The organism is Streptomyces sp. NPDC040410, assembly GCF_055595715.1.
Map to the genome: position 1 here is coordinate 232,739 of NZ_JBVIVK010000002.1, position 23,949 is coordinate 256,687.

Here is a 23,949-nt window from a genome sequence, read left to right on the forward strand (position 1 = left end):
GTGGGCGCCGTTGTGCACTCCCCCTGGTCGAAAGTGACCGCGCGTTGGTGTGGGCGTGCCGGGGGTTGCACCCCGGACACCCGCTTCGGCCTGAACGGCCTCGTCCTCGAACGCGGGACGGGCCGAGATGCGCCGCCAAACCTCAGTACCTCGGATGCACCAGCGTCGACACCGGCGACCCGCTGATCCTCGTCGCCTCCGCCGCTCTCGCGTCGGCGTCCAGTGACGGCTGCGTCAGCGTGGCCGGGTGGGGGCCGTGCGGAGCGAGTCGCAGGGGTGGGGGTGCTCCGGGGGCCGCGAGGACGAAGCCCCAGTCGTGGGGGGCGCGGGTCGCGCCGGCGGAGCGGTCGGGGCCCGCGGCGAAGCCGGAGTCGCGGCCGCCCACGCAGTAGGGGGCCGTGCCGAGGCCGGCCGCACGGACGGTCGTCTCCACGGTCCAGAAGACACGCGGGCGCAAGGAGACCGGGCCCGCCTGCACCACCAGGCGGCCGTCGCCGGCGAGCACCCGCCGCACCAGGCCGTAGAACTCCTGCGAGTACAGCTTCGTGCTCGCCGTGATGCCCGGGTCGGGAAGGTCCGCGATCACCACGTCGTAAGCGGTCCGCGCGGCGCCCCGCAGCCAGCGGAAGGCGTCGGCCGTCCGCACACGGACGCGCGGGTCGCCGTACACATGGCCGTTCAGCTCGGACAGCGCGGGGTCGTGGCGCGCCAGTCGTACCACCGCCGCGTCGAGTTCGACGACGTCGACCTGCCGCACGCCGGGGTACCGCAGCACCTCCCGGGCGGCCAGTCCGTCGCCGCCGCCCAGGACGAGCACGCGCGCGTGGGGACCGTTCATCGCGGGGTGGACCAGCGCCTCGTGATAGCGGCGCTCGTCGCGGCCGCTGACCCGCAGCCGGCCGTCGAGGAACAGGTTGAGGGGGCGGCCGTGGGTGCCGCCGGTGATCACCACTTCCTGGACGCCGGTCTGGAGTGCCACGCGAACGTCCCTGCCGTAGACGGCGTGGCGTGCTGCCCGTTCGAAGTCGCCGACGAGTGCGGCTGCCGTGGCCAGCACCGCGAGCACGGCGACGATGACGACCAGGAGCACCCAGCGGGCACGGCGGGTCAGGTCGCCGCGGAAGAGGCCGAGGACGAGTGCCCCGCCGGCCACGACGTTGACCGCGCCGGTGAGCAGCGCGCCGGTCAACTGGCCGAGCAGGGGCAGCAGGAGAAAGGGGAAGGCGAGGCCGCCGACCAGGGCGCCCACGTAGTCCGCCGCGAAGAGGTCGGCCACCGCGCCGCCCGCGTCCTGTCTGCGGATGCGCTGGATCAGTTCCATCAGCAGCGGGACTTCGGCGCCGATCAGCAGGCCGATGGCGAGAGAGAAGGCGACCAGCAGGCAGCGGGGTCCGTTCGCCCACAGGCCGCCCCAGTCGCCGGTCCAGGCGAAGACGGCGTACAGCGCCATCGCGCTGCAGCCGCCGACGAGCGCGAGAGCGGCCTCGATCGCGCCGAAGCCGGCCGCCGCGAGCGGGCGCAGCCGCTTCGCGACGAGCGAGCCGAGGCCCATCGCGAAGACCATTACGGACAGGACGACGGAGGCCTGGGTGACCGAGTCGCCGATCAAGTACGAGGCGAGGGCGACGAGTTCGAGTTCGTACACGAGTCCGCAGGCCGCGCAGACGAAGACGCAGGCGAGGACGAGGAACCGGGCGGTGTCCGGCCGGACCGGCAGCCGCGCCGGACCGGCCCAGGGCAGCCTGGTGCCGGTCGGGGCTGGCGCGTGCGGTTCGATCACGCTGCGACGTTACGTCACATATGCGGCACGCTTCGTCACCCACACGTGTGGAAGTGCCGTACGGCCGGGGCCCCTTGTTCGAGTGCTCGGAGTCTGTGTCAGACGCCGGACGGGCTGAGACTGCTCACCGGCACCCGGACGCCCACCCGTGTCCGCGTCGCCACCAGCTGCCCGTCCTGCGGGTACGCGTGCCAGGTCCGCCAGTGCACCTGCCCCTCGTGGTGCTGGGCGAGCAGCGCCGTGAAGGCGTGCGGACTGCCCGGGAAGACGCCGGCGAGGCCGTTGGGATGGTCGGAGACCAGGGCCAGCAACTCCTGGGCGCGGCCCGCGAACGAGCCCGGGGAGAGGACCTCCACCCTCGCCGCGAACTCGTACTCCCAGTCGCCGACCCGCTTGGCGACACCGAGCGGAAGCGGTGTGCTGCTGCCGGGAATGCATGCCACCGTCTCCGAGCAGACGCCCCGCTCCTCCTCCAGGAGCACCTGGTGGGACGCACCGAGGAGTCTCAACTGAAGCTTCGCTCCGCTCAGTTCGAGGTCGAGCGTGGCCAGCGCGGGCAGCGGCTCGCGTCCCAGAGCCCAGGCGAGGTCGGCCGCGCGCGAGTCGGTGTAGGAGGTGTTCAGGGTCGTGAGCATGGGTCGGCTCCGAAAGCACGCAAAGAAAAAGGAGGGTGTGGGTCCGGCGCACCCCGGTCGGCTCCGGGGGATCGGCCCGGTCAGCCCGGTCGGGAGGTCAGGAGAGGTGTTTCCGCTGCACGTCCGAGGGCTGCGTTGGTGTTTTAGAGGGAATCATGAACTGTGGCGCCGCCACAGCGTTTTTACCCAAGTTCGTGGGGTTTCCATCCCTCAGAGGGCTCCACAGCTCAACTGTTCAACTACGGCGTACGCCGGGGCGGTCGAGGCGCGCGCAGAAACAAGCGAGCGCCCCCGGGCAAAGTCCCCGGCGGGCGCGCGACGCCGTGCTGCGGGGCCCGCTCGTCGAGCGGGCCCCGTCGGCCGGATACGACTCCCTTCGGAAGCTCAGCTGCCCCGTGTCAGCTGCCTCCACCGCATCCGCCCCCACCGCCGCAGGACGACCCGCCGCCACAGGACGAGCCGCCGCCGCACGAGTGCCCACCGGAGTGCCCACCGGAGTGCCCACCGGAGTGCCCACCGGAGTGTCCCCCGGAGTCCCCGCCCGAGGACGAGCCGCACGACGATCCGCTGCCGCCCTCGCCGGCCCACCAGCTGTCGCCGCTCCCCGAGCGGTGCGAACGGGCACGCCGGCCACCGACCGGCCCGTGGCTGCCCCTGCGCGCGAGGGACACCAGGGCCCCTACGAACAGGACCGCGATCACCGCCAGGATGATGCCGAAGAACATGACGTCACCCTCCTTCCGATTCCCCCGAAGCCACCCCCCGTGGGCGCCTCGCTTGGTGCGTGCGGAGGAGATGCCCTCCCGCCTCCCGGCCCAAAGCAGAGTTGAGGAACTTCAGAGGGTCCCGGCGAGGAGTCCGCTGAACTGCACAAAGGTTTCAGGGCCGTCCGAGTTTCCACGCGCTTGATCTGCCGGACCACATGGAGCGTCGTGATTCCCAGGGCATAAAAGCCGTACTCCAACTGCTGCTGGTAGCACGCTCGCTCGGCCTCAAGCTCTTTGGACACCTGAACGGGCACTCCACCGGGCTGGTCGCTCGGCGGCACCATGACCACGAACGACGCGACCTTGTCCACGTTGTCTATTTTCGACGCGACCCGGTCCAACCGGCCCGGCCGATGCCACGCGGGCGCACGGTACGCGATCTCTCGGCGGACCTGCCTCCGTCGGTGTTCTGACGCGGACTCCCGGCGGGATGGGAGTGAGTAGTTCCACGGATGGCAAGCCCGCATCGACCACCTACCGTGAGTCCCGCTGCTGCTCCTCATGCAGGCGGCGAGTAGCAACGATCAGGGCGGTAGAACAGGGTATTTGACAAGGAATGACTGGCCGCGTCTCACCGCGCACCGGCGGGTCAGAGCCCTCGGAGAACACGTCAGTCTTCCCGCCACCCCGCTGATCGGAGCCGGCGCCCCAGGGGATCTCCATCGACAACGAGGTCGACAACTCTTCACGCTTCGTGGTGCGCCCGGCCGGTATCGGATGCTCCGCATGCCGGGAGCGCGGGGTCAGGGAATTCTCGCCCTTGGAGCGCCACGCGGCTGCTACGACTCCACCTGTCCAATGCATCCCTCCTCACAAGCCCGGTCCATGAGGAGCACACCGACAGAGGTGCGACCGCTCAGCCGGTCGTGTCACCCACGACGAAGTGGAACGACTCGTGCATGACCCGCCACGACGTGTGTTGCGACGCGCAGGCTGGGTCCGGGGGCGGAGCTCAACGGTGAGAGCCGGACGGGCATTTGCAGCCGATGCCTGAGCCCCATAGGCACCGTGCCAACGATTGCGGAGCGTAAGGAGTACGGGATCTACATGACCCGCGAGTACTGGGTGGTCGAAAAAGAAGACGGATGTTCGGGGTGGATCGTCGGCCTGTTTGCTCTGGCGCTCATGTCCCCCGTCACAGGCATGATCATGAACATGCCCATACTGCTTCCGGCCATGGACGGCAAAACCCTGTTCGAGTGCAGTCCTGGGCAAATCGCCTTTGCCTTCGGTGCTCCGTACTGTGTGGCCCTGATCGCGGACTTCTGGGCAGCGAGGTCGCGGTGGACGCCGCTGCGGGCCGCCGTGCCAGTCGTCGTCTGCTACTTTGCGAACGAACCAGCCTTCGACCGTCCTGGCCACAGGATTTCCGACTTGCAACAGCTCGTGGACGCTCAGCAGGGGAGAATCGGGTGGGCCGGCGCCGGGGTGGCTGCGTGGTTCGTCGGCCTGCGCATCTGGGCAGCGGTGACAAGGTGACCGAGGCATCCGGAGCCTGTCCGCTGGAGCGAGAACACATCCCCGTTCGGGAGTCCTGGAGGCCCTTCGGAGCCCTGGGCCGTGCCGACTGTGTGCCGTCCGACGGCGACGGACGACGACGGACGACGACAGTCCTCCCCCCGCTCAGAGGCGGTGCTTCGGGCACCGGAGCAGGCGCTCGTTCCCGAACGTGAGTTGAGGAAGTCCAGCGGTCGGCGCAGGATGGCCGGCATGACCTCCAGCGCACGCCCGCTCCTCAACCGCCGGCTCGCCGAGTTCGGGACGACGATCTTCGCCGAGATGTCCGCGCTGGCCCTGCGGACCGGGTCGATCAACCTGGGCCAGGGCTTCCCCGACACGGACGGCCCCGAGGAGATCCGGGAGGCGGCCGTGCGCGCGCTGCGCGAGGGGCGCGGCAACCAGTACCCGCCGGGTCCGGGCGTTCCCGAGCTGCGTACCGCGATCGCCGCGCACCAGCAGCGGCGGTACGGGCTGTCGTACGACCCCGACACCGAGGTGCTGGTCACCGCCGGCGCCACGGAGGCCATCGCCGCCACCCTGCTCGCCCTGCTGGAGCCCGGTGACGAGGTCATCGCCTTCGAGCCGTACTACGACTCGTACGCGGCCTGCATCGCGATGGCGGGCGGGACGCGCGTGCCGGTCACCCTGCGCCCGCACGAAGGAAGCTTCCGGCTCGACCTCGACGAGCTGCGCGACGCCGTCACCGACCGCACCCGCCTCCTGCTGATCAACACTCCGCACAACCCGACCGGCACCGTCCTGACCCGCGAGGAACTCACGGCGATCGCCGGGCTGGCCGTCGAGCGCGATCTGCTCGTGGTCACGGACGAGGTGTACGAGCACCTGGTCTTCGACGAGGCCGAACACCTGCCGCTGGCCACGTTCCCGGGGATGCGGGACCGGACGGTCACGATCGGCTCGGCGGGCAAGACCTTCTCCTTCACCGGCTGGAAGGTCGGCTGGGTCACGGCCGCTCCGGGGCTGGTCACCGCGGTGCGCTCGGCGAAGCAGTTCCTGACCTACGTGTCGTCGGGGCCGTTCCAGTACGCGGTGGCCGAGGCGCTGTCCCTGCCCGGCTCCTACTTCGCCGCCTTCCGCGAGGACATGCTGGTCAAGCGGGACCTGCTGGCGGCGGGCCTGACGGAGGCGGGCTTCGCGGTGTTCCGGCCGGCCGGCACCTACTTCATCACGACCGACATCCGGCCCCTCGGCGAGACGGACGGTTTCGCCTTCTGCCGCGCCCTGCCGGACCGGGCCGGCGTCGTGGCCATTCCGAACGCGGTCTTCTACGACCACCGGGAGGCCGGCGCCCCGTTCGTGCGGTTCGCGTTCTGCAAGCAGACGGCCGTGCTGGAGGAGGCCGTACAGCGCCTGAAGGCGCTGGAGGGCTGACTCCGGGCCCGGGTTCCCCACAGGCTGTGGACGGGCGCCTGCCGCGCTTGCACGCTCATACGGCGCAAGCGCAGGCGCATACGCATGCGCCGGAGCGGAAGGCGAGAGCCCGGCCCCGGCGCGCGACCGCGGTGGTCGGCGCCCTGGCCGGGCACTCGTTCGCTCACGGGGCGTAATGAGCCGTACTCGCCCGCCCCCCTGGCAGCAAGACCGGAGGGAGGACTTACTCCTCGTCGTCCTCGGGCTTCTCCGCGTCATTGACCTCCTGCTCGAGACCCAGCTGCTCGACGAGCCACTTGTCGAACTCGATGGCGGCCCGCACCCAGCTGACAGTCGACGAGACGAAGTGCTCCAGGCTCACCCCCGTACCGATCAGCATCTGGGCCTCGCCGATCAGGCGGACGGTGCCGTCGTCATGGGTGTGGCTGTAGACCTTGGGCCACAGGGTCCTGCGGTTCCAGTCGTCGATGGACTCGAGGAGCTGCTGCTTCTCGTTGATCTGGTGCGGCCGGTCGTAGAACGTCCGCACCGAGAAGACCTGCTGGTCACCCTCCCCGCGGAACATGAAGTACGTACGGAACTCCTCCCACGGCGCCGCGAGGTCGCCCTCGTCGTCAACGACGTATTTCAGCTCCATCTGGTCGAGGAGCTGCTTCACGAGGTCCTGATCCGGGATGACGGGGCCCGCCGGTCCTTGGGGCTGCGGCTCGGGCTGGCCCCCGAAGTTCGGAATCGAGGACGGGTCGATGGACATACTTGGAAACTCCTGCGGTCGTCTGGCTCGTCCGGCCATCGCTGAGACCAGACGTACACACCCACCCTCTCTCTCTTGGCCCACGACCGGCAACCTCCTACGCCGCCGTGGCGCGACGGCGTGAGGGATCACCGGCGCGAGCGGGCTCCAGGACCGCGCCCGGCCCTCGGGCCTACAGCGTCTTCCCGGTCGCCGGTCCCACCAGCAGGCCGCCGCCGATCGCGTCCACCCGGACCGTGTCGCCGTCCTTGACCTCGCCCGCCAGGATCTCCTTTGCGAGACGGTCGCCGATGGCGGTCTGGATGAGTCGGCGCAGGGGGCGGGCGCCGTAGGCCGGGTCGTTGCCCTCGTCGGCGAGCCAGTCCAGGGCCTCGGGCGTGACCTCCAGGGTCAGACGGCGCTCGGCCAGCCGCTTGGCCAGGCGGTCGATCTGGAGCCGGGCGATCCGGCTCAGCTCGTCCTTCGACAGGGCCGAGAAGACCACCAGGTCGTCGAGGCGGTTGAGGAACTCCGGCTTGAAGGAGGTGCGGACCACTTCCAGGACCTGTTCCTTCTTCTCCTCCTCGCCGGTGATCGGGTCGACCAGGAACTGGCTGCCCAGGTTGGACGTCAGCACGAGGATCGTGTTGCGGAAGTCGACCGTACGTCCCTGACCGTCCGTCAGGCGCCCGTCGTCCAGCACCTGGAGGAGGACGTCGAAGACCTCGGGGTGGGCCTTCTCCACCTCGTCGAGGAGCACGACGCTGTACGGCCTGCGCCGCACCGCCTCCGTGAGCTGGCCGCCCTCCTCGTAGCCGACGTAGCCGGGCGGGGCGCCGACCAGTCGGGCCACGCTGTGCTTCTCGCCGTACTCCGACATGTCGATGCGGACCATCGCCCGCTCGTCGTCGAAGAGGAAGTCCGCGAGAGCCTTGGCGAGTTCGGTCTTGCCGACACCGGTGGGGCCGAGGAAGAGGAACGAGCCGGTCGGCCGGTCCGGGTCGGCGATACCGGCACGGGTGCGCCGTACGGCGTGGGACACCGCCTGGACCGCCTCCTGCTGGCCGATGAGGCGGCGGCCCAGCTCCTCCTCCATGCGCAGCAACTTCTGCGTCTCGCCCTCCAGCAGGCGGCCCGCGGGAATGCCGGTCCAGGCGGCGACGACGTCCGCGATGTCGTCGGAGCCGACCTCGTCCTTGACCATCGTGTCCCTGGCGGCCTCCTCCTCAGCCTCGGAAGCGGCCTCCAGGTCGCGTTCCAGGGTGGGGATCTCGCCGTAGAGCAGCTTGGAGGCGGTGTCGAAGTCGCCGTCGCGCTGGGCGCGTTCGGCCTGGCCGCGCAGATCGTCGAGCCGTTCCTTCAGCTCTCCGACGCGGTTGAGGGACTGCTTCTCCTTCTCCCAGCGGGCGGTCAGGCCCCTGAGCTCCTCCTCCTTGTCGGCGAGGTCGCGGCGCAGCTTCTCCAGGCGCTCGCGCGAGGCCGGGTCGGTCTCCTTGCCGATCGCCAGCTCCTCCATCTTCAACCGGTCGACGGCGCGCTGGAGTTCGTCGATCTCGACAGGCGAGGAGTCGATCTCCATACGGAGGCGCGAGGCCGCCTCGTCGACCAGGTCGATGGCCTTGTCGGGCAGGAAGCGGGACGTGATGTACCGGTCGGAGAGCGCGGCGGCCGCCACCAGCGCGCTGTCCGCGATCTGGACCTTGTGGTGGGCCTCGTAGCGGCCCTTGAGTCCGCGCAGGATCGCGATGGTGTCCTCGACGGAGGGCTCGGCGACCAGCACCTGCTGGAAGCGCCGCTCCAGGGCCGGGTCCTTCTCGATCCGCTCGCGATACTCGTCGAGGGTGGTCGCGCCGACCATGCGCAGCTCGCCGCGAGCCAGCATCGGCTTGAGCATGTTGCCGGCGTCCATGGCGGAGTCGCCGCCGGCGCCCGCGCCCACGACCGTGTGCAGCTCGTCGATGAAGGTGATGATCTGGCCGTCGGAGTCCTTGATCTCCGCGAGGACGGTCTTCAGCCGCTCCTCGAACTCGCCGCGGTACTTCGCACCCGCGACCATCGCGCCCAGGTCGAGCGCGACCAGCCGCTTGTCCCTGAGGGACTCCGGCACGTCGCCCTTCACGATCCGCTGGGCGAGCCCTTCGACGACGGCGGTCTTGCCGACCCCGGGCTCACCGATCAGGACGGGATTGTTCTTGGTGCGGCGGGACAGCACCTGCACGACCCGCCGGATCTCCTGGTCCCGCCCGATGACGGGGTCGAGCTTGCCCTCCCGCGCGGCGGCGGTGAAGTCCGTGCCGAACTTTTCGAGCGCCTTGTACTGGCCCTCGGGGTCGGGGGTGGTCACCCGGCGCCCTCCCCTGCTCTTCTGGAACGCGTCCAGCAGCTTCTTCGCACTGGCGCCCTGTTCGGAGAGTACGTCGCCGGCCGCGCCGCCCTTCGCGGCGATGCCGATGAGCAGGTGCTCGGTGGAGAGGTACTCGTCGCGGAGGTTCTTGGCGCGCTCGCCGGCGTCCGCGATCACGGCGAGCAGCTCGCGGTTGGGCTGCGGGGGCGCGACCGTGGAGCCGGTCACGCTGGGCAGCCCGGCGAGGATCTTCTCCGCTCCCACGCGTACGGCCGCCTGGTCGGCGTCGACCGCGGCCAGCAGGTCGACGATGTTCTCGTTTCCTTGGGGTCCTCGCCCCTGGAGCAGAGCCAGGAGCAGGTGGGCGGGGGTGAGGTCGGGGTGTCCCTCGGACACGGCGCGGTTACCGGCCGTGTTGATGGCGTCCCGGCTCCGGTTGGTCAGCTCGGCGTCCACGTTCGCTTTCTCCTCCTGCCGTCAGCTGTCGGCGACATCTCCCAGTTCTGACTCAGTCAACCTACACAAACTTGAGTCTATTCCACTCAAGGTTCGCCGTATAAGTTCCCCTGCATGGCCAAGTACCCGCAAGACCCCGCCGCCCCCGACGCCGCATACCTCGGTTTCTGGCGGGAGCGGCACCTGTGCACACTGACGACACCGCGCCCGGACGGCAGCCCGCACGTCGTTCCCGTCGGAGTGACATACGACCCCGGGGCGCGGCTCGCTCGGGTGATCGCGGACAAGTCGAGCGCGAAGGTGGGAAACGTGCTGGCCGCCGGTCCCGAGGGCGCGCCGGTCGCCGTGTGCCAGGTGGACGGGCGGCGGTGGGCGACGCTGGAGGGCCGCGCCTCGGTCCGGACCGAGCCGGAGCGGATCGCGGAGGCGGAGCGGCGCTACGCGGAGCGCTACGGGCGGACGCCGTCACCGAACCCGTCCCGGGTGGTGATCGAGATCCGGCTGACGCGCGCGATGGGCCGCGGGTGACGCGGGTGACACCGGTAACAAGACGCACCGGAGACCGACTGGTTCCAGCCACGTACCGATCGACCCGATACCCGGAAATTTCCTGCAAAAGCTGCAGCGGCGTCACCGTGTTCAGGTCACGGTGACGCCGCTGCGGGGGGAAGTACCTGAGCGATCTTTTTACGACGGGGGAATCGCGTCAGGCACTGCGGGGGGTGGCTGAGATGGTCGGCAGGGCCGGAGCGTCCGGCTCCACCAGCTGATGGTCCCGCTGGTCAAGGTTCACAAAGATCATTCCGTACCGGATGGCACATCGCACGGGCTGCGGCGCCCCCCGAGGCCGACGCAGACACCGGTACGCCCGCACGTCCTCTTCCTCGTCCCGCGTGACCACCACCGGCTCACCGAAGACCGTCACCATCAACGAGTCACCGGCGTGGGGGATCGCGGTGACCAGGTCGATGAAGTGCCAGCCCGAGCGGTAGGCCGTGGCCATCTCTCGGCGGAAGGAGCGGTCGTCGGGTGGGGTGGTCATGCCGTCGTGCCCTTCGGAGCGAAACTCCACGACAGGTCTCGCGCCTGAACGCTGCTCCATGACAGGTCCGACGGTACGACGGCCTCACTGCCGGAGTCCTGCGCGGTGGCCGGCTCACTGCTCCAGGAGAGGTCCAGGGCACCGTACGCACCGAAAACCAACCCAGCGGAGAAGGCGACAGCGAGCACCGAGCGAACCATTCTCTTGCACATAGTCGGCTTCGTCCTCACTTCCGTTGCTACTCTCCCCCGCCGTCACCAAGACGATGGCTCATTCAGTCAGTCGAACACCACAGGGTCGATGCATCATGTTCCTGCACGTTCAGGACCCTGGGGGGTGGAGCTTTGCCATCAAACAACTCATACCGGACACATCCTCATGCTGAGACTGAGCTGTGTGACGACGGCAAGCGCCTTTATGCCAGTGCGCTGCGTTTCGGCCGCATCGCGCGCACCGAAGTCCAGCCCGCTCCCTGCCTGATGGAGTTCGCACTGCTCCACCCCGACCCCGACGACGCGGGATGGCTGCGCCCGGTTCCGCCGGCGGCGGCACTGGCGCAGCGCCTGCACCCCCTGGAACGGGAGATCCAGGAGCGCAGGAGCCTCGCGGTCCAACTGACCGACTCCTTCGAGCCCTTCATGGCCATCACTGCCCAGGATCTGCCGACCACGCACGCCATCACCGTGCTGGAGGGAATCAACCGGATCAACTCGGCGATCGAACTCGCCATCGCCGACTGCAGGACGGAGATCCTCACGGTCCAGCCGGGCGGCGGCCGCAGCGAGCACTCGCTGACCGAGGCGCTGGAGCGGGGGCGCGCCGTCATCGCCCGCGGCATCACCATGCGGACCCTTTACCAGCACACCGCCCGGCACAGCCAGGGCACGCTGGCGTACGCCGAGCTCATGGCCGAGGGCAACGTGGAGATACGGACGCTCGAGGAACTCATAGAACGGCTGATGATCTTCGATCGAACCGTCGCCTTCATCCCGGCGGCCGACGGCAGCGACGTCGCCCTCGAACTGCGGCACCCGGGTCTCGTGGAGTATCTGGCCAAGGTCTTCGAGCAGCTCTGGGCACGCGCGGTTCCCCTACTGGAGGAAGCCCCGTACGCTCCCCCCACGGACGGCATCAGCGGAGTGCAGCGGTCGATAGCCAAGCTCCTCGTCGAGGGGCATGTCGACGAGGCCATCGCCCGGCGCCTCGGCATGAACGTGCGCACCTGCCGGGCCCACATCGCCAAACTCGCGGCCGCCCTGGGCAGCGGCAGCCGGGCCCAACTCGGCTTCCTCATCGCACAGTCGGGCATCCTTGACCGGGACACCCAGATCGCCGACCGGTGACCGCCGGCCAAGAGGTGCCTGACGGAAGGAGACACGCGAGTGACCCCGGCGCCGCATCCGGAGCACGGCCCGGAAGCCCTGTGTGCCGCGGGGACGGAGCTGTACGAACGAGCCCTGCGCGAGGGGCGAATGAGCGTCGCCGACGCCGAAGCGGCGCCCTGTCTCGTCGACTTCGGCCTGCTGCACCCCGCCGTCGCGAACCTCGACAGGCTGGAGCCGGCGTCCCCGGCCGTGGCGCTGCACCGGCTGCTGCGCGCCTGTGAGGAGCGCATCGCGGACGAGCGCCGGCGCGAGGAGCGGCTGGCCGAGACCTTCGAACCGCTCCTGAGGATGGGCGTCCGGCACACCGCGGGCGAGGACATCCCCACCATCAGCGTCCTGAGCGGACTCGACCGGATCAACCTCGCCATCGCCGAGGCCATGGCCGACGCCTCCGCCGAACTTCTCGCGATCCACCCGTACACCAGCCACACCCGCGCACCTGCCGAGCGCCATGCCGAGGCCCTGTCCCGCGACCAGGACCTACTCGACCGCGGCGGCCGTATCCGCACCCTCTACCAGCACACGCTGCGCCACGCGCCCTCGGTCCTCGCCCGCTACGAACGGCTGCACGGCGACGTCGAGGCGCGCACCCTCGACGAGGTCACCGAGCGCCTCCTCGTCATCGACCGCGCCGTCGCCTTCGTGCCCGGCAGCAAGGACCGGTCCCTGGCCCTGGAGGTCCGCCACCCGGCCCTCGTGGACTACTTCGCCACCACCTTCGACCGCCTGTGGCGCCTGGCCACGCCCATGTACCCGGAGGCGGCGGAGCAGCCCTCCCTGGGCGGCGTCACGCACCGTCAGCGCGCCATCGCCGCACTCCTCGTCGAGGGCCACACCGACGCCGTCATCGCCGACCGCCTCGGCATGAACATCCGCACCGCGCGCGTCCACATCGCCAAACTCGCGGCGACGCTCGGCAGTGAGAGCCGGGCACAGCTCGGCTACCTCATCGCACGGTCCGGGATTCTTGATCCGGAACGGTGAGGGAGCCGACCTCCTGGGGGCGGGGCGGGCCGTCCAGGCCGACCTGGGCTATGCGGACGCCCAGTTGGGTGCGGCTGGCGGCGCCCAGCGTCTCCGACAGCCGCGCGATGTGGGCGCGGCAGGTGCGGACGCTTATGCCGAGCCGTTCCGCGATCACCGCGTCCTGGTGGCCCTCCGCGAGCAGCGCGGCGATGGACTGCTCCCGGTGCGATATGCCCTCGATACCGGTGTCGGGCAGTGGTGCGGTCAGCGGGATCGCCAGCCGCCACAGCCGTTCGAAGACCGTGACCAGGTACTCGACGAGGGCCGGGTGGCGCAGCTCCAGGGCCACGGTGCGGTCGGCGTTCGCGGGGATGAAGGCCACCGTGCGGTCGAAGAGGATCAGCCGGTCGATCACCTCGTCGAGGGTGCGGGCCTGGACCGCGCCGCCCATCAGCTCCAGGTAGTTGAGCAGGCCCTGGCCGTGCCGGGCCACGTGCGTGTACAGGTCGCGCATGCGTACGCCCCGGCCGCGCAGCGCGAGGGCCCGGTGCAGGCCCTCCGTCAGCTCGTGCTCGGGCCGGATGCCGCCCGGCTGGACGGTGAGGACCTCCGTCGTGCAGGCCTCGGTCGCCTCGTCCATCGCGGCCTGGATGCGGGAGAGGCCGTCGAGGACGCGGATCGCCGAGCCCTCCGCGGCGGCGGACCGCGGCCGGGGGCCGAGTCCGGCGTACCACTCGAAGGCCGCCACCGCCGAGCCCACCCGCCGCTCGCTCGCGCTGACCTCGTCGTACACCCCGCGCAGCAGCCGGGTCATGACCTCCTGCGGGGAGGTGGGGACCAGCCAGTCCATGTCGTCGGGGTCCGGGTGCAGCAGGGCCAGCTCCAGCAGGCAGGGCACCGGCTCCGCGTCCCGGCGCGGCACGCGGCCCCGCCGTACGGCCCGGGAATACACGCGATCCCCGGCCTCGCACAGTCGGTCAGCACCGTGTGGATGCTCGTCCGTCCCGTGCCCGGCCATCGCCCATCCCACCCCCGCTTCCCGTCTTCCCTCGTGCCGGTTCCGCCTCCGGGGCGCACCGCAGTGCCGGATATGCCGCTACCGCCATGTGGTTGTCTCCCCTTCGGCTTCGCAACTATGCGCGGCCGTGACCGGCTCCGCAACACGGCTCCCCCCGGCGTGACCACCGGAAACCACCCATACATCCCGCTATTTCGAGGCCCCCTCCCGTCCGTCCGCACCGAGCTGACGGGGGTCTGCCGCACCGCGGCGAACGGCCGGGGTGCCTCGCTCGGCGGCATGAGCTGCGGGAAGTCCCTCCCACGCCGCTGGCCGCGAGCGGCGCCGACGAGGCAGGTACGCGCGCGTGTACGGCGGGTTCGGCGCCCGGGCGTGGCGGAATTCCACCCTCGGACCGCCGGAGGTGGCGGGGGACTTCACACGGGTGGTGCGGGCACAGGCAGACCCCGGTGACCGGGCCGGCGGTCACCAGGGTCTGCCTGTCACCGGTTACTTCAGGCCGAGCGCCACGCAGTCGGCCTTGTACTTGGCGGTGCAGATGTCGGACACCGTGTGGATGCCGTCCGCGATGACGGTGCGCTTGATGTTGGCCTTCGTCAGGGCGACCACGGTCACGAGCTGCGCCGGGATGTCCTTGTTCGTGGGGCTGTCGACGCGGTCGCGGGTAAGGGAGTCGAACTTGATGTCCTTGCCCTGGACCTTGGCCACCGCCATCTCCGCGGCCGCCTCGGCCTCCGCGGGGTACGACTTGTAGACGCTCATGTACTGCTCGCCGCTGACGATGCGCTGCACGGCCACGAGTTCCGCGTCCTGGCCGGTGATCGGGGGCAGGTCGGTCACACCGGCGGCCTCGAATGCCTTGATGATGCCGCCGGCCATGCCGTCGTTGGCGGCGTAGACCGCGGCGATGTTGTCCTTGCCGATCTTGTTGATCGCCTCGGTCATCTCGGACCGGGCGACGTCCGGGTTCCAGTCCTTGGTGTCGTAGGACGAGGCGATGGTCACCTTGCCCTCGAGCTCCGAGAGCGCACCGGTCTTGAACTGCTTGGCGTTCGGGTCGGTGGGCGAGCCGTTGATCATGACAACCTTGTCGGAGGTGTCGACGCTCTCGCCCAGCGACTCGACGAGGGTGCGGCCCTGCACCTGGCCGACGAGTTCGTTGTCGAAGGACACGTACGCGTCGATCGGTCCCTCGGCCAGCCGGTCGTAGGCGATGACCGGAATGCCCGCCTCCTTTGCCTTCCCCACCATGCCCGCGACGGCGTGCGAGTCGACGGCGTCGAGCAGGATGACGTCGACCTTGTCGTCGATCATCTTCTGCATCTGGCTCGCCTGCTCGTCCGCGTCGGCGCCGGCGTTGGCGTACTCGACCTTGCCCTGCTCGTCGGTGAGGGATTCGACCCTCGCCTTGATGATCGGGTAGTCGAAGTCCGCGTACCGCGTGTTCGTCTTCTCCGGCAGCAGCACACCCACGGTGAGGTCGTCGCCCTTGGCCGGGCTCGCGTCCGCGCCGTCCCCCGACCCGCCCAGTGCGCCGCAGGCGGCCAGCGAGAGGGTCATCGTGGACGCGGTCACGGCTATGGCGATACGACGCATGGGGGTGCTCACTTCGGGGTGCCTTCCTGATGTGGACGCATCGTTGCGGCCAGATGACTGAAAAGCCAACGCGGCCCCGCCCCCGCGGTCAAGCAATACTACTTAACGAGATGACAACGTACGCCCCCGCTTTACATGTCAAGAGTTGAAGCAATCGCCTTCAAACGCCCTTTACCCTCCATTCGACGTCGATCCCCTGAAGGGCAGAAGATCCGTACATCCCATGCCCGTCCTCGCCCGTCCTGATCGTCGACGGTTTCGCCCGCCGCCGACGATCAGGGCCGGTTGCGCGGCCGGTTGGTCTCAACCGGTCCCGGCCGGCGGCTCCGACCGTGCCGCGCCGGTCTCCGCCGGTGCGGTATCGGTGTCGGGGTCAAGGTCACACGTGCCGGACTCCGATGCGCCGTCCGACCCCGTCATCCGCACCGTGACTTGGCCGTGGACGTCTTCGCTGTAGGCGATGGTGCAGATCAACTGCCGTACGGCGATCTCGTCCAGTCCTCCGAGTGCGACGGGCAGACCGGTCGTGACACTCCCGCCGGAAGTGCGTTCGACCCGCACGGTCGCACCGGGGACCGCCGCCGGCAGTGCGGTGCCGAGCCCGGCTTTCTTCTCGGCCTTTCCCGGACCGCTGAGCAGCGTGAGGATCACCTTGTCCGTCGACGGGACGGTCGGACCCTCGTTGTAATCGCTCGGGGACTCGTACGTCCGGATCACCGGATTCAGGCCGCCGTCGGGAGAGACGAAAAACAGCAGCACGTCGTAGTCGCGGTCCAGGAGGGCATCGACGGTGGCGGGACTGCCCGCCTCGACGACATCGGTCTCCTGGATACCGCAACCACCGAGCAGCAGGGCGGCCGTCGACGCGGCGGCAGCGACTGCGGGCCGGCGGGTCCGCGCACGCCTCATTCGCCGGCCTCCTCCGCGCGCAGCGGTATCTCAACGGTGAAGACCGCACCGCCACCTGGCACATTCCCCGCGCGAATCGTACCTCCGTGCAGCCTCACGTTCTCCAGCGTGATCGCCAGCCCCAGGCCGCTGCCCGCCGAGCGGGTACGGGCCGCGTCGGCCTTGTAGAAACGGTCGAAGATGTGCGGAAGCACCTCGGGCCGGATACCGGGTCCGCTGTCCACAACTTCGGTGACCAGCACGGACACACCATGAGGACGCGCCTCACGGCGCAGGCGTACGGTGACGGGTGCGCTGCCGTGTCGCAGTGCGTTGCCGACGAGGTTGGCGACGACGACGTCGAAGCGGCGCGGGTCGAGCCGGGCGCGGAGGCCGTCGGGCAGTTCGGCGCGGACCCGGCCATCGGTCCAGTGCCGGTTCTGCAGGGTCTTGCCGACGGCCTCGGCCGCGTCGACCTCGTAGGTGTTCAGTTCGGCCGCGCGTGCGTCGAAGCGGGAGATCTCCATCAGGTCCTCGACGAGCACGGCGAGCTTTCCGGTCTCGGTGCTGATCAGCCGGACAGCCTGGGCGGTGTCGGGGTCCAGTCCGTCCGCGTCCTCATCGAGGAGTTCGGTGACGGCGAGCATTCCGGCCAGAGGCGTGCGCAGTTCGTGCGAGACGTCGGATGCGAAGCGGCGGGCGCGTGCCTCCGCCTGGCGCAGCTCTTGCACGGAGTGCTCAAGCTGGCCCGCGGACTCGTTGAAGGTGTGGGCCAGTTCGGCCAACTCGTCGCTGCCTCGTACCCGGATGCGTGTATCCAGCCTGCCGCTGCCCATGCTCTGGGCGGCCTGGCGCAGTTCGCGCACAGGACGCAGGACGCTGCGCGCGGCGATCAGGCCGGGTATCAGGGCGATGGCGAGGCCGGGCAGGGCGCCGTCACGGGCGGCGGTGAGGAGGGCATCGACGTTGACCTCTTCGTCGTTCATCCGCATCACGGCGTAGAAGACGAGCCCACTGGGCAGCACGCCGCTGGGGCCGGTCTTGAAGACGGTGGGCATGGCGATGGTCAGATAGGGGACACCGTCCTTGACGACCCGCTCGAAGCTGCCGTTGGGGTTGGCCCGGGCCGCACGGCGCAGTTCGGGTGTGATGACGGTGGAGACGGGGCTGGTGCCGGAGGACGCGCGGATCGAACCGTATTCGACGAAGACCACCCAGGGGTGGGGCTTGCCCATGCGGGCGATGTCGCGCAGGTATGCCTCCAGGCCCTCGGACTCCAGGGGCAGCCCGAAGCCGGTGTGCTGGAACTGTTCGCGGAACGACGCGACCGCGGTGTCCTGGGCGGTTTTCAGCAGAGCGTTGCGGGCCTCGCGGTAGGTCAGCGCCGCGGTGGTGCCGGCACTGACGGCGGCGACCAGCAGGAACGCCAGTACCAGCCGCGTGCGCACCCCGAACGCCGCGGTCCGCGACCGGCGCGTCGGCCGCGTACGCCGCCCGTCCGGCGCACGCCCATCGGCCGGTGCCGCGTCGCGCGCCTCCGCGGGACGGCGCCCACGCCGAGCGCCGGGACGATCCGCCCCACCGCTTCCGGCCGGATCCGCGGGGGCCGCCAGGTCGCCGCCCTTCTCGGTGCCGCCGTCGACCGGGCGGCGGTGTTCGCCGCTGCCGGAGTTCGGCACGGTGTTCACAGTGGCCCGAAGCGGTAGCCGAAGCCCCGCAGGGTCTGGACGTAGCGCGGAGCGCCGGGCTCGTCCTCGATCTTGTTGCGGAGGCGTCGGACGCATGCGTCGACCAGGCGTGCGTCGGCGTGGTAGCTGTGCTCCCAGACGTATTCCAGCAGTTGCTGCCTGCTGAACACTTGCTCCGGAGCGTCGGAGAGGAACAGCAGGAGTTTGAGCTCGGAAGGAGCGAGCGCGAGTCGCTTGCCGGCTTTGCCGACGGTCAGGCCGACCCGGTCGATGGCGAGCTCGCCGTGCATCTCGGTGGCAGGCCGGTTCTGGCCGGTACCTTCGATGCGGCGCAGCACCGCGCGGATCCGGGCTTCGATCACCTCGGTGCGGGCGGGCTTCACGATGTAGTCGTCGGCGCCTGCCTCCAGGCCCACGACCACGTCGAAGTCGTCACCGCGCGCGGTGAGCATGATGATCGGCAGCTGGCTGCTCTCGCGGACCCGCCGGCAGACCTGCACGCCGTTCAGCCCGGGCAGCATCAGGTCCAGTAACAGCAGTTCGGGGTGGAATTCGCTCAGCGCGGCGAGTCCGGCCTCGCCGGTCGCGGCCGACCGTACCTCGTGGCCACGGCGGCGCAGACCGAGTTCGACCCCTTCCCGTACGGAAGGGTCGTCCTCGATGAGGAGCACGCGGGGCATGAGCAGTCTCCCTCGGGTGGTGGTCAGGGCCGGGTAACTCAGCGGCGTACACCGGACAGCAGCGTGCCGAGCTCGGTGAGCCGCAGCGGACGGGCGAGCAGGGCGAAGGTAAGCAGGATGACAGCCGCTCCGGCAGAGGTGGCGGCCAGGGCCCCTGCAGGTGCGCCGCAGGAGGCCGCCAGATGTCCCAGCACGGTTGCGGGCACGGCGGCCAGCAGCAGGCGTACGTGGGCCTCGACGGCGGACGATCGCAGCGGCCGGGCGACGGCCAGCCGACGGCTCAGCACCCGGCTTGTCACGGCCCAGCCCGCGAACAGCGCCAGCGAGTACGCCGCGGCCATCCCCGTCACCGCCCAACGGGCCGGCAGCAGTTGGGCCACGGCCAGGGACAGGCCGGCGTTGAGGGCGACGATCACCAGGTTGAGCAGGAAGGGGGTACGGGCGTCGGAGAGCGCGTAGAAGGTGCGGGAGATGACGTACTGGCCGGACATGGCGATGAGTCCGGGCGCGAAGGCCATGAGGATCCCGGCCATGGCGGCCGTGTCTTCGGCGCTGGTCCTGCCGTATCCGAAGGCGAGGGCCGTGACCGGCTCGGCCAGGACGAACAGAACGCAGGCGGAGGGTATGACAACGGCACAGGAGGTGCGCAGGGCATGGGAGACGTCGCGCTGTACGGCCGCCGTGTCCGCGTCTGCGGCTGCCGCCGCCATCCGGGGCGTCAGCGCGGTGACCAAGGACACGGTGACGATGCCGTGCGGTATGAGCCACAGCGCATAGGCGTTGTTGTATGCGCTGTAGCCCGGCCCCCCGTCCACGCCCGCGGTGGTGGCCAGCCGGGTCGTGACCCAGTAGGCGGCCTGGTTGGCGAGGACCAGCAGCACCAGCCAGCCGGCCGACCGCAGCGGGCGGGTCAGTCCGCTGCCCCGCCAGTCGAAGCGGGGCCGCCAGCGGAAGCGGGCCGCGCGCAGGGCGGGAACGAGGGCGAGTGCCTGGACGGCGACACCGGCCGTCGTGCCCCAGCCGAGCAGTGCCGTCTCGGTCGCGGTGAGCGTGTTTCCGCCGCCCGCGGCAAGGGCCAGATAGAGACCGAAGACGGTCATGACGACGACGTTGTTGAGGATCGGGGCCCACATCATCGCGCCGAACCGGCCGCGTGCGTTGAGCACCTGCCCGAGCAGCGTGAACAGTCCGAGGAAGAAGATCTGCGGCAGGCAACAGCGCGCGAACGTGATCGTCATGGCGGCCTGACCGCCGGTGTAGTCGCTGTACGCGTCCACGATCACGGGTGCCGCCCAGACGGCGGCCGCGGTCATCGCCAGCAGGGCGACGACGCACGCGGTGACGAGCCGGTCCGTGTACGCGCGGCCGCCGTCCCGGTGTTCCTTCGCGGCCTTGACCAGCTCGGGTACGAAGACCGCGTTCAGCGCACCGCCCAGGAGCAGCGTGTAGACGATGGCGGGCAGGGAGTTGCCCACCGCGTAGCCGTCGGCGGTCTGCCCGACGGTGCCGAGCGCCGCGGCGACCACGGCGGATCGGGCGAACCCCGTGCAACGGGACACGATGGATCCGGCCGCCATGACGACACTGCCGCGCGCAGCGGAGACCCCCTCCGCCCGGGCTCCGGGCTCGTGTTCGGTGCACCCGCCCCGGGCGACAGCGCTGGGGGCGGGCCGCTTCTCGTCCGCCTCGGTGGGAAGCGGCGTGCGCGTGCCGGTCTCGGCGACATGCCCGCTGTGCGGAACGACGGGCACGGTGACGCCGCCCTCTCCTCCGCGAGCGGCACCCTCGTCTTCGCTCGCACCGGAGCTGCCGCGCTCCCCGTCCGTTCTCGCCGTCGGAGTCATCGGCGGTTCAAGTACGCCTGGAAGGCGCGGTAGAGGGTGTGGTTGGCGGTGCCGTCCAAGGGCCGTTCCCATTCCCCGAGAGTCTCGACGGCCTGTCCGCCGGTGCCGAGCTTCCACCGCAGCAGTCCGTGGGCCCGCTCGCCGGGGTCGAGCGTGGAGGGTATCCCGCGCATGTCGTATACGTCGGCCCCGAGCGCGTGGGCGTCCAGCAGCATCCGCCACTGCAGGGCGTTGGAGGGCCGGACCTCGCGGCGGTGGTCGGCGGAGGCGCCCGTCTGGTACCAGATCCGGTGGCCCACCGTGATCATTGTGTGGGCGGCCAGGATCTCCCCGCGGTGACGGGCGAGGTACAGCTTCATCCGGCCCGGCTCCTCGGAGTTGAGAGCCGCGTACTGACGCTCGAAGTACGCGAGCGAGCGTCCGAGCCGGAAGCCGTCGCGCTCCTCGGTGATGCGCAGCAGCCGGTAGAACTCGGGGAGTTCGGCCGCGCTGCCCACGACCACCTCCACGCCTTCCTTCTGGGCACGGCGGACATTGCGCCGCCACTCCTGGTTGAGCCCGGACCACAGGTCCTCGCCCGTGCGTCCGGCGAGCGGCACCTGGAAGACATGGCGGGGCTGGGCATCCCCGTCCTCTCCGGTGCCGTCACCACCGCATCGGCGCCAGCCGCGGGCACGCAACCGCTCGGCGACCGCGGTGCCGAGCGGATCGACCTCGCTGGCAAGGACGTCGCCCAGGCGTCTGCCCGGGCCGGTGAGCGACTTGAGCAGGGCGGCGTCCCAGCGGCGGTACGCGGGCGACGGGCCGATGCGTACGGCGAAGGCGCCGGCGCGCCGGAGATGTTCCGTCAGCGGGGTGAGCCAGCCGTCGATGTCCGGGTCCGTCCAGTCGGCGACGGGCCCTTCGGGAAGGTAGGCGAAGTACTTGCGGGTGCCGGGGAACTGGCGCAGCAGGACCAGGGCGACACCGGTCAGCCCACCGGCTTCCGGATCCTGTCCCCAGCCGAGCAACCGGGAGTGCCAGCCCTCCTTGACGTCCGCCCACGACGGGCACTGCAGAAAGCCGGCGCCGAGCGCGGCGCCGGCGGGGGATGCGAGGAAGGCGCGGTAGGCCCCGGCGGTGACGGGTCTCAGGCCGATGGTCCGGTTCCGTTCCCGGTGACCTCGGGTGGGCGGCACGAGCAGCGCTGACACAGTCTGAGCCTCTCTTTCTCCCCCCGACCGTCGCGGGGACACCGAGGATGCTCACAGCGGCCCATGACCGTCCCGCGCGGCGAATGTGACCGGACCATGACCGTTCCTCACCAGTCGCCGTCACATTGCTCCGGAGGCGCTCACCTGGGGTTTTACGGCTCTACAGTCACGACATCCCCTCTTCGGCCCTTCGATGCGGGCCCCTCGTTCTCTTCCGTCACGGAGGTTCTGTTGCACCGCACACCTGCACGCGCCCATGCCAGGGGACGGGCTCGGGCTGCCGTAGCAGCGGCCCTGCTGGCACCTCTCGCCGCCTGCTCTTCGAGCCCTTCTCCCGCTCCGGCGGACGCCAAGGAGGCGAGGAGCGCCGGCGACCGCCCCGTAACCGTCACTGTCACCCCCAAGGGAGGGCACGCCACACCGGGCGAGCCCGTCAAGGTCACTGCGGCGGGCGGCAGTCTCACCTCGGTGACGGTCACCGACGGCACGGGGCGCAGACTCGCCGGCGAGATCGCTCCCGACGGCAGGACGTGGATCTCGGACCGCAGGGCCGCACCCGGCTCGGCCTACGCGGTCACGGTGACGACCCGAACGGAGGGCGGCACCGCCGACAGAACGAAGACCTCCTTCTCGACGGCACAGGCGGACAAGGTCAACAAGGTCGACTGGCGACCGGGTGCCGGCACCACCGTCGGCATCGCCCAGCCGATCTCACTGGTCTTCGATCACCCCGTCAGGAACAAGGCGGAGGTCGAGAAACAGCTCAAGATCAAGACCTCGAACGGCACCGAGGGCTCCTGGGGCTGGATGCGCGACTGGTCCGGCAAGGACAGGGTGGACTGGCGGCCCAGGACCTACTGGAAACCCGGAACCAGGGTCACGCTCGACGCCGAGCTCAACGGCACCGACTCAGGCACCGATGGCGGCTGGTTCGTACGCGACTACACGACAAGCTTCACCATCGGCGCACAGCAGATCGTCAAGGTCGACCTCGACAGACATCAGCTCGCGCTGATACGCGACGGCAGGACCGTCCGCAGCATCCCCGTCTCGGGCGGCACGCCCGGCGGCGACAAACGCTCCTGGCGCGGAACCACGGTGCTGATGGCCAAGGAGGGCACCGTCAGAATGAATTCGGAGACCGTGGGCCTCGGCGACGCCTACGACAAGATGGTCGACTACTCGATGCGGCTGACCTGGTCAGGCATGTACGCGCACGCCGCACCGTGGAACGCCGCCTACTTCGGCAACGCCAACCGCAGTTCGGGCTGTATAGGGATGAGCGACGCGGACGCGGCCTGGTTCTACGGACAGGTGCGGCCGGGCGACCCGTTCGAGATCACGGGAGAGGACACCAAGGGCGCAGTTGCTCCGGAGAACGGATTCGGCGAATGGAACCTGTCGTGGACCGAATGGCGGGAGAAGAGCGCCCTGCGCTGACCGGACCGAACAGAGCCGTTGATCACGGTGAGTCGATTCCGTACGGCGCCGGGCCGCCCTGCGTGCGGTCATCGGGTCGGCACCGAATGTGAAAGGGGACCGGAGGTTCAGCTGAATCTCCGGTCCCCTTCGCGTGTGTTCTCTTCAGTCCGCCGACTGCTGCCGCTTCGGCCGCCACACCACCAACGCGCTGGTCTGCTGGACCTCCTGGTACGGGACCAGGTCCCGCCGGTAGGAGGCGTGGACCGCGGCCTCGCGCTGCTGCATCGCGGCCGCCGCGCCGTCCAGGGCGGCTTGGAGTTCTGCCAGGCGGGACTGGAGTGCGGCGACCTGGTTCTCGAGTTCGATGATGCGCTTGATGCCGGCCAGGTTGATGCCCTCGTCCTGCGACAACTGCTGCACCTGGCGGAGCAGTTCGATGTCGCGGGCCGAGTAGCGGCGGCCCCGGCCTGCGGTGCGGTCGGGGGAGACCAGGCCCAGGCGGTCGTACTGGCGCAGCGTCTGCGGGTGCAGGCCGGAGAGCTGGGCCGCCACCGAGATGACGTAGACCGGGGTCTCCTCGGTCAGTTCATACGGGTTGCGTCGACGGCCGTCCATCTCGA

At 70.0% G+C, this 23,949-nt stretch carries 19 protein-coding genes; 6 read left to right on the plus strand and 13 right to left on the minus strand.

Translation table 11 applies throughout. The features are described from left to right. Nucleotides 1-142: 142 nt before the first annotated feature. Nucleotides 143-1,780, minus strand: coding sequence for a polyamine aminopropyltransferase (locus tag ACZ562_RS05055; protein WP_471174256.1), 1,638 nt, complete (start codon nt 1,778-1,780; stop codon nt 143-145). 98 nt (nt 1,781-1,878) lie between these two features. After that, entirely contained in the window at nt 1,879-2,415 is a 537-nt protein-coding gene (locus tag ACZ562_RS05060) for a DUF2617 family protein (RefSeq protein ID WP_471174257.1), read from the minus strand. Between the two features lie 1,814 nt (nt 2,416-4,229). Here ACZ562_RS05060 and ACZ562_RS05065 point away from each other — a divergent pair. Continuing rightward, nucleotides 4,230-4,661: a hypothetical protein gene (locus ACZ562_RS05065; protein WP_471174258.1), complete on the plus strand. Its 432-nt coding sequence runs from the start codon at nt 4,230-4,232 to the stop codon at nt 4,659-4,661. 222 nt (nt 4,662-4,883) lie between these two features. Beyond that, a complete protein-coding gene (locus tag ACZ562_RS05070) occupies nt 4,884-6,074 on the plus strand; it encodes a pyridoxal phosphate-dependent aminotransferase (RefSeq protein ID WP_471174259.1) in 1,191 nt (396 codons plus the stop codon). Between the two features lie 223 nt (nt 6,075-6,297). Here the strand turns inward: ACZ562_RS05070 and ACZ562_RS05075 are convergent, their stop codons facing one another. Both ACZ562_RS05075 and clpB read right to left on the minus strand, forming a co-directional pair. After that, on the minus strand, nt 6,298-6,828 hold the full coding sequence (locus ACZ562_RS05075) for a YbjN domain-containing protein (protein WP_471174260.1): 531 nt from the start codon (nt 6,826-6,828) through the stop codon (nt 6,298-6,300). A gap of 172 nt (nt 6,829-7,000) precedes the next feature. Next, nucleotides 7,001-9,607 (minus strand): ATP-dependent chaperone ClpB, encoded by a 2,607-nt coding sequence (gene clpB / locus ACZ562_RS05080; protein ID WP_471174261.1) that lies wholly within the window; start codon nt 9,605-9,607, stop codon nt 7,001-7,003. Between the two features lie 114 nt (nt 9,608-9,721). Here clpB and ACZ562_RS05085 point away from each other — a divergent pair, with 114 nt between their 5' ends. Next, a complete protein-coding gene (locus tag ACZ562_RS05085) occupies nt 9,722-10,135 on the plus strand; it encodes a pyridoxamine 5'-phosphate oxidase family protein (protein ID WP_471174262.1) in 414 nt (137 codons plus the stop codon). Between the two features lie 178 nt (nt 10,136-10,313). Here the strand turns inward: ACZ562_RS05085 and ACZ562_RS05090 are convergent, their stop codons facing one another. Continuing rightward, nucleotides 10,314-10,649 (minus strand): hypothetical protein, encoded by a 336-nt coding sequence (locus ACZ562_RS05090; protein ID WP_471174263.1) that lies wholly within the window; start codon nt 10,647-10,649, stop codon nt 10,314-10,316. A gap of 479 nt (nt 10,650-11,128) precedes the next feature. On the opposite strand from ACZ562_RS05090, the gene ACZ562_RS05095 reads away from it, so the two are divergent. After that, on the plus strand, nt 11,129-11,992 hold the full coding sequence (locus tag ACZ562_RS05095; protein ID WP_471174264.1) for a helix-turn-helix transcriptional regulator: 864 nt from the start codon (nt 11,129-11,131) through the stop codon (nt 11,990-11,992). A 39-nt stretch (nt 11,993-12,031) separates the two neighbouring features. Continuing rightward, nucleotides 12,032-13,018 carry a helix-turn-helix transcriptional regulator gene (locus ACZ562_RS05100; protein ID WP_471174265.1) on the plus strand — a complete coding sequence of 329 codons (987 nt, stop codon included), beginning with the start codon at nt 12,032-12,034 and terminating at the stop codon, nt 13,016-13,018. On the opposite strand, the gene ACZ562_RS05105 is transcribed toward ACZ562_RS05100, so the two are convergent. From ACZ562_RS05105 to ACZ562_RS05135, 7 genes are all read right to left on the minus strand, one after another. Then, nucleotides 12,981-14,018 carry a helix-turn-helix transcriptional regulator gene (locus ACZ562_RS05105; RefSeq protein ID WP_471174266.1) on the minus strand — a complete coding sequence of 346 codons (1,038 nt, stop codon included), beginning with the start codon at nt 14,016-14,018 and terminating at the stop codon, nt 12,981-12,983. The two genes, ACZ562_RS05100 and ACZ562_RS05105, sit on opposite strands and share 38 nt — an antisense overlap. Nucleotides 14,019-14,507: 489 nt before the next feature. Then, a complete protein-coding gene (locus tag ACZ562_RS05110) occupies nt 14,508-15,614 on the minus strand; it encodes a sugar ABC transporter substrate-binding protein (RefSeq protein ID WP_471174776.1) in 1,107 nt (368 codons plus the stop codon). Between the two features lie 303 nt (nt 15,615-15,917). Beyond that, nucleotides 15,918-16,523, minus strand: a complete 606-nt coding sequence (locus tag ACZ562_RS05115) for a hypothetical protein (protein WP_471174267.1) — start codon at nt 16,521-16,523, stop codon at nt 15,918-15,920. Next, the gene (locus ACZ562_RS05120) at nt 16,520-17,950 is read right to left on the minus strand and encodes an ATP-binding protein (RefSeq protein WP_471174778.1); all 1,431 of its coding nucleotides are present in this window, start codon (nt 17,948-17,950) and stop codon (nt 16,520-16,522) included. Before ACZ562_RS05120 ends, ACZ562_RS05115 begins: the two co-directional genes overlap by 4 nt. 236 nt (nt 17,951-18,186) lie before the next feature. Continuing rightward, on the minus strand, nt 18,187-18,870 hold the full coding sequence (locus ACZ562_RS05125; protein ID WP_471174268.1) for a response regulator: 684 nt from the start codon (nt 18,868-18,870) through the stop codon (nt 18,187-18,189). Nucleotides 18,871-18,908: 38 nt separating this feature from the next. Further along, entirely contained in the window at nt 18,909-20,447 is a 1,539-nt protein-coding gene (gene murJ, locus ACZ562_RS05130) for a murein biosynthesis integral membrane protein MurJ (protein WP_471174780.1), read from the minus strand. 263 nt (nt 20,448-20,710) lie between these two features. Further along, nucleotides 20,711-21,907 carry a lipid II:glycine glycyltransferase FemX gene (locus ACZ562_RS05135; RefSeq protein WP_471174269.1) on the minus strand — a complete coding sequence of 399 codons (1,197 nt, stop codon included), beginning with the start codon at nt 21,905-21,907 and terminating at the stop codon, nt 20,711-20,713. 231 nt (nt 21,908-22,138) lie between these two features. Between ACZ562_RS05135 and ACZ562_RS05140 the strand changes: the two genes are divergently transcribed. Further along, a complete protein-coding gene (locus ACZ562_RS05140; protein WP_471174270.1) occupies nt 22,139-23,347 on the plus strand; it encodes a L,D-transpeptidase in 1,209 nt (402 codons plus the stop codon). A gap of 144 nt (nt 23,348-23,491) precedes the next feature. Here the strand turns inward: ACZ562_RS05140 and ACZ562_RS05145 are convergent, their stop codons facing one another. Next, nucleotides 23,492-23,944: a heat shock protein transcriptional repressor HspR gene (locus tag ACZ562_RS05145; protein WP_471174271.1), complete on the minus strand. Its 453-nt coding sequence runs from the start codon at nt 23,942-23,944 to the stop codon at nt 23,492-23,494. Nucleotides 23,945-23,949 lie beyond the last annotated feature (5 nt).

What these genes read in the sequence shown, in the direction of transcription:
- ACZ562_RS05090 (WP_471174263.1), bottom strand. Translation starts at nt 10,649, where the DNA reads ATGACCACCCCACCCGACGACCGCTCCTTCCGCCGAGAGATGGCCACG.
- ACZ562_RS05115 (WP_471174267.1), bottom strand. Translation starts at nt 16,523, where the DNA reads ATGAGGCGTGCGCGGACCCGCCGGCCCGCAGTCGCTGCCGCCGCGTCG.
- ACZ562_RS05145 (WP_471174271.1), bottom strand. Translation starts at nt 23,944, where the DNA reads ATGGACGGCCGTCGACGCAACCCGTATGAACTGACCGAGGAGACCCCG.
- ACZ562_RS05065 (WP_471174258.1), top strand. Translation starts at nt 4,230, where the DNA reads ATGACCCGCGAGTACTGGGTGGTCGAAAAAGAAGACGGATGTTCGGGG.
- ACZ562_RS05070 (WP_471174259.1), top strand. Translation starts at nt 4,884, where the DNA reads ATGGCCGGCATGACCTCCAGCGCACGCCCGCTCCTCAACCGCCGGCTC.
- ACZ562_RS05085 (WP_471174262.1), top strand. Translation starts at nt 9,722, where the DNA reads ATGGCCAAGTACCCGCAAGACCCCGCCGCCCCCGACGCCGCATACCTC.
- ACZ562_RS05060 (WP_471174257.1), bottom strand. Translation starts at nt 2,415, where the DNA reads ATGCTCACGACCCTGAACACCTCCTACACCGACTCGCGCGCGGCCGAC.
- ACZ562_RS05125 (WP_471174268.1), bottom strand. Translation starts at nt 18,870, where the DNA reads ATGCCCCGCGTGCTCCTCATCGAGGACGACCCTTCCGTACGGGAAGGG.
- ACZ562_RS05095 (WP_471174264.1), top strand. Translation starts at nt 11,129, where the DNA reads ATGGAGTTCGCACTGCTCCACCCCGACCCCGACGACGCGGGATGGCTG.
- murJ (WP_471174780.1), bottom strand. Translation starts at nt 20,447, where the DNA reads ATGGCGGCCGGATCCATCGTGTCCCGTTGCACGGGGTTCGCCCGATCC.
- ACZ562_RS05075 (WP_471174260.1), bottom strand. Translation starts at nt 6,828, where the DNA reads ATGTCCATCGACCCGTCCTCGATTCCGAACTTCGGGGGCCAGCCCGAG.
- ACZ562_RS05110 (WP_471174776.1), bottom strand. Translation starts at nt 15,614, where the DNA reads ATGCGTCGTATCGCCATAGCCGTGACCGCGTCCACGATGACCCTCTCG.
- ACZ562_RS05105 (WP_471174266.1), bottom strand. Translation starts at nt 14,018, where the DNA reads ATGGCCGGGCACGGGACGGACGAGCATCCACACGGTGCTGACCGACTG.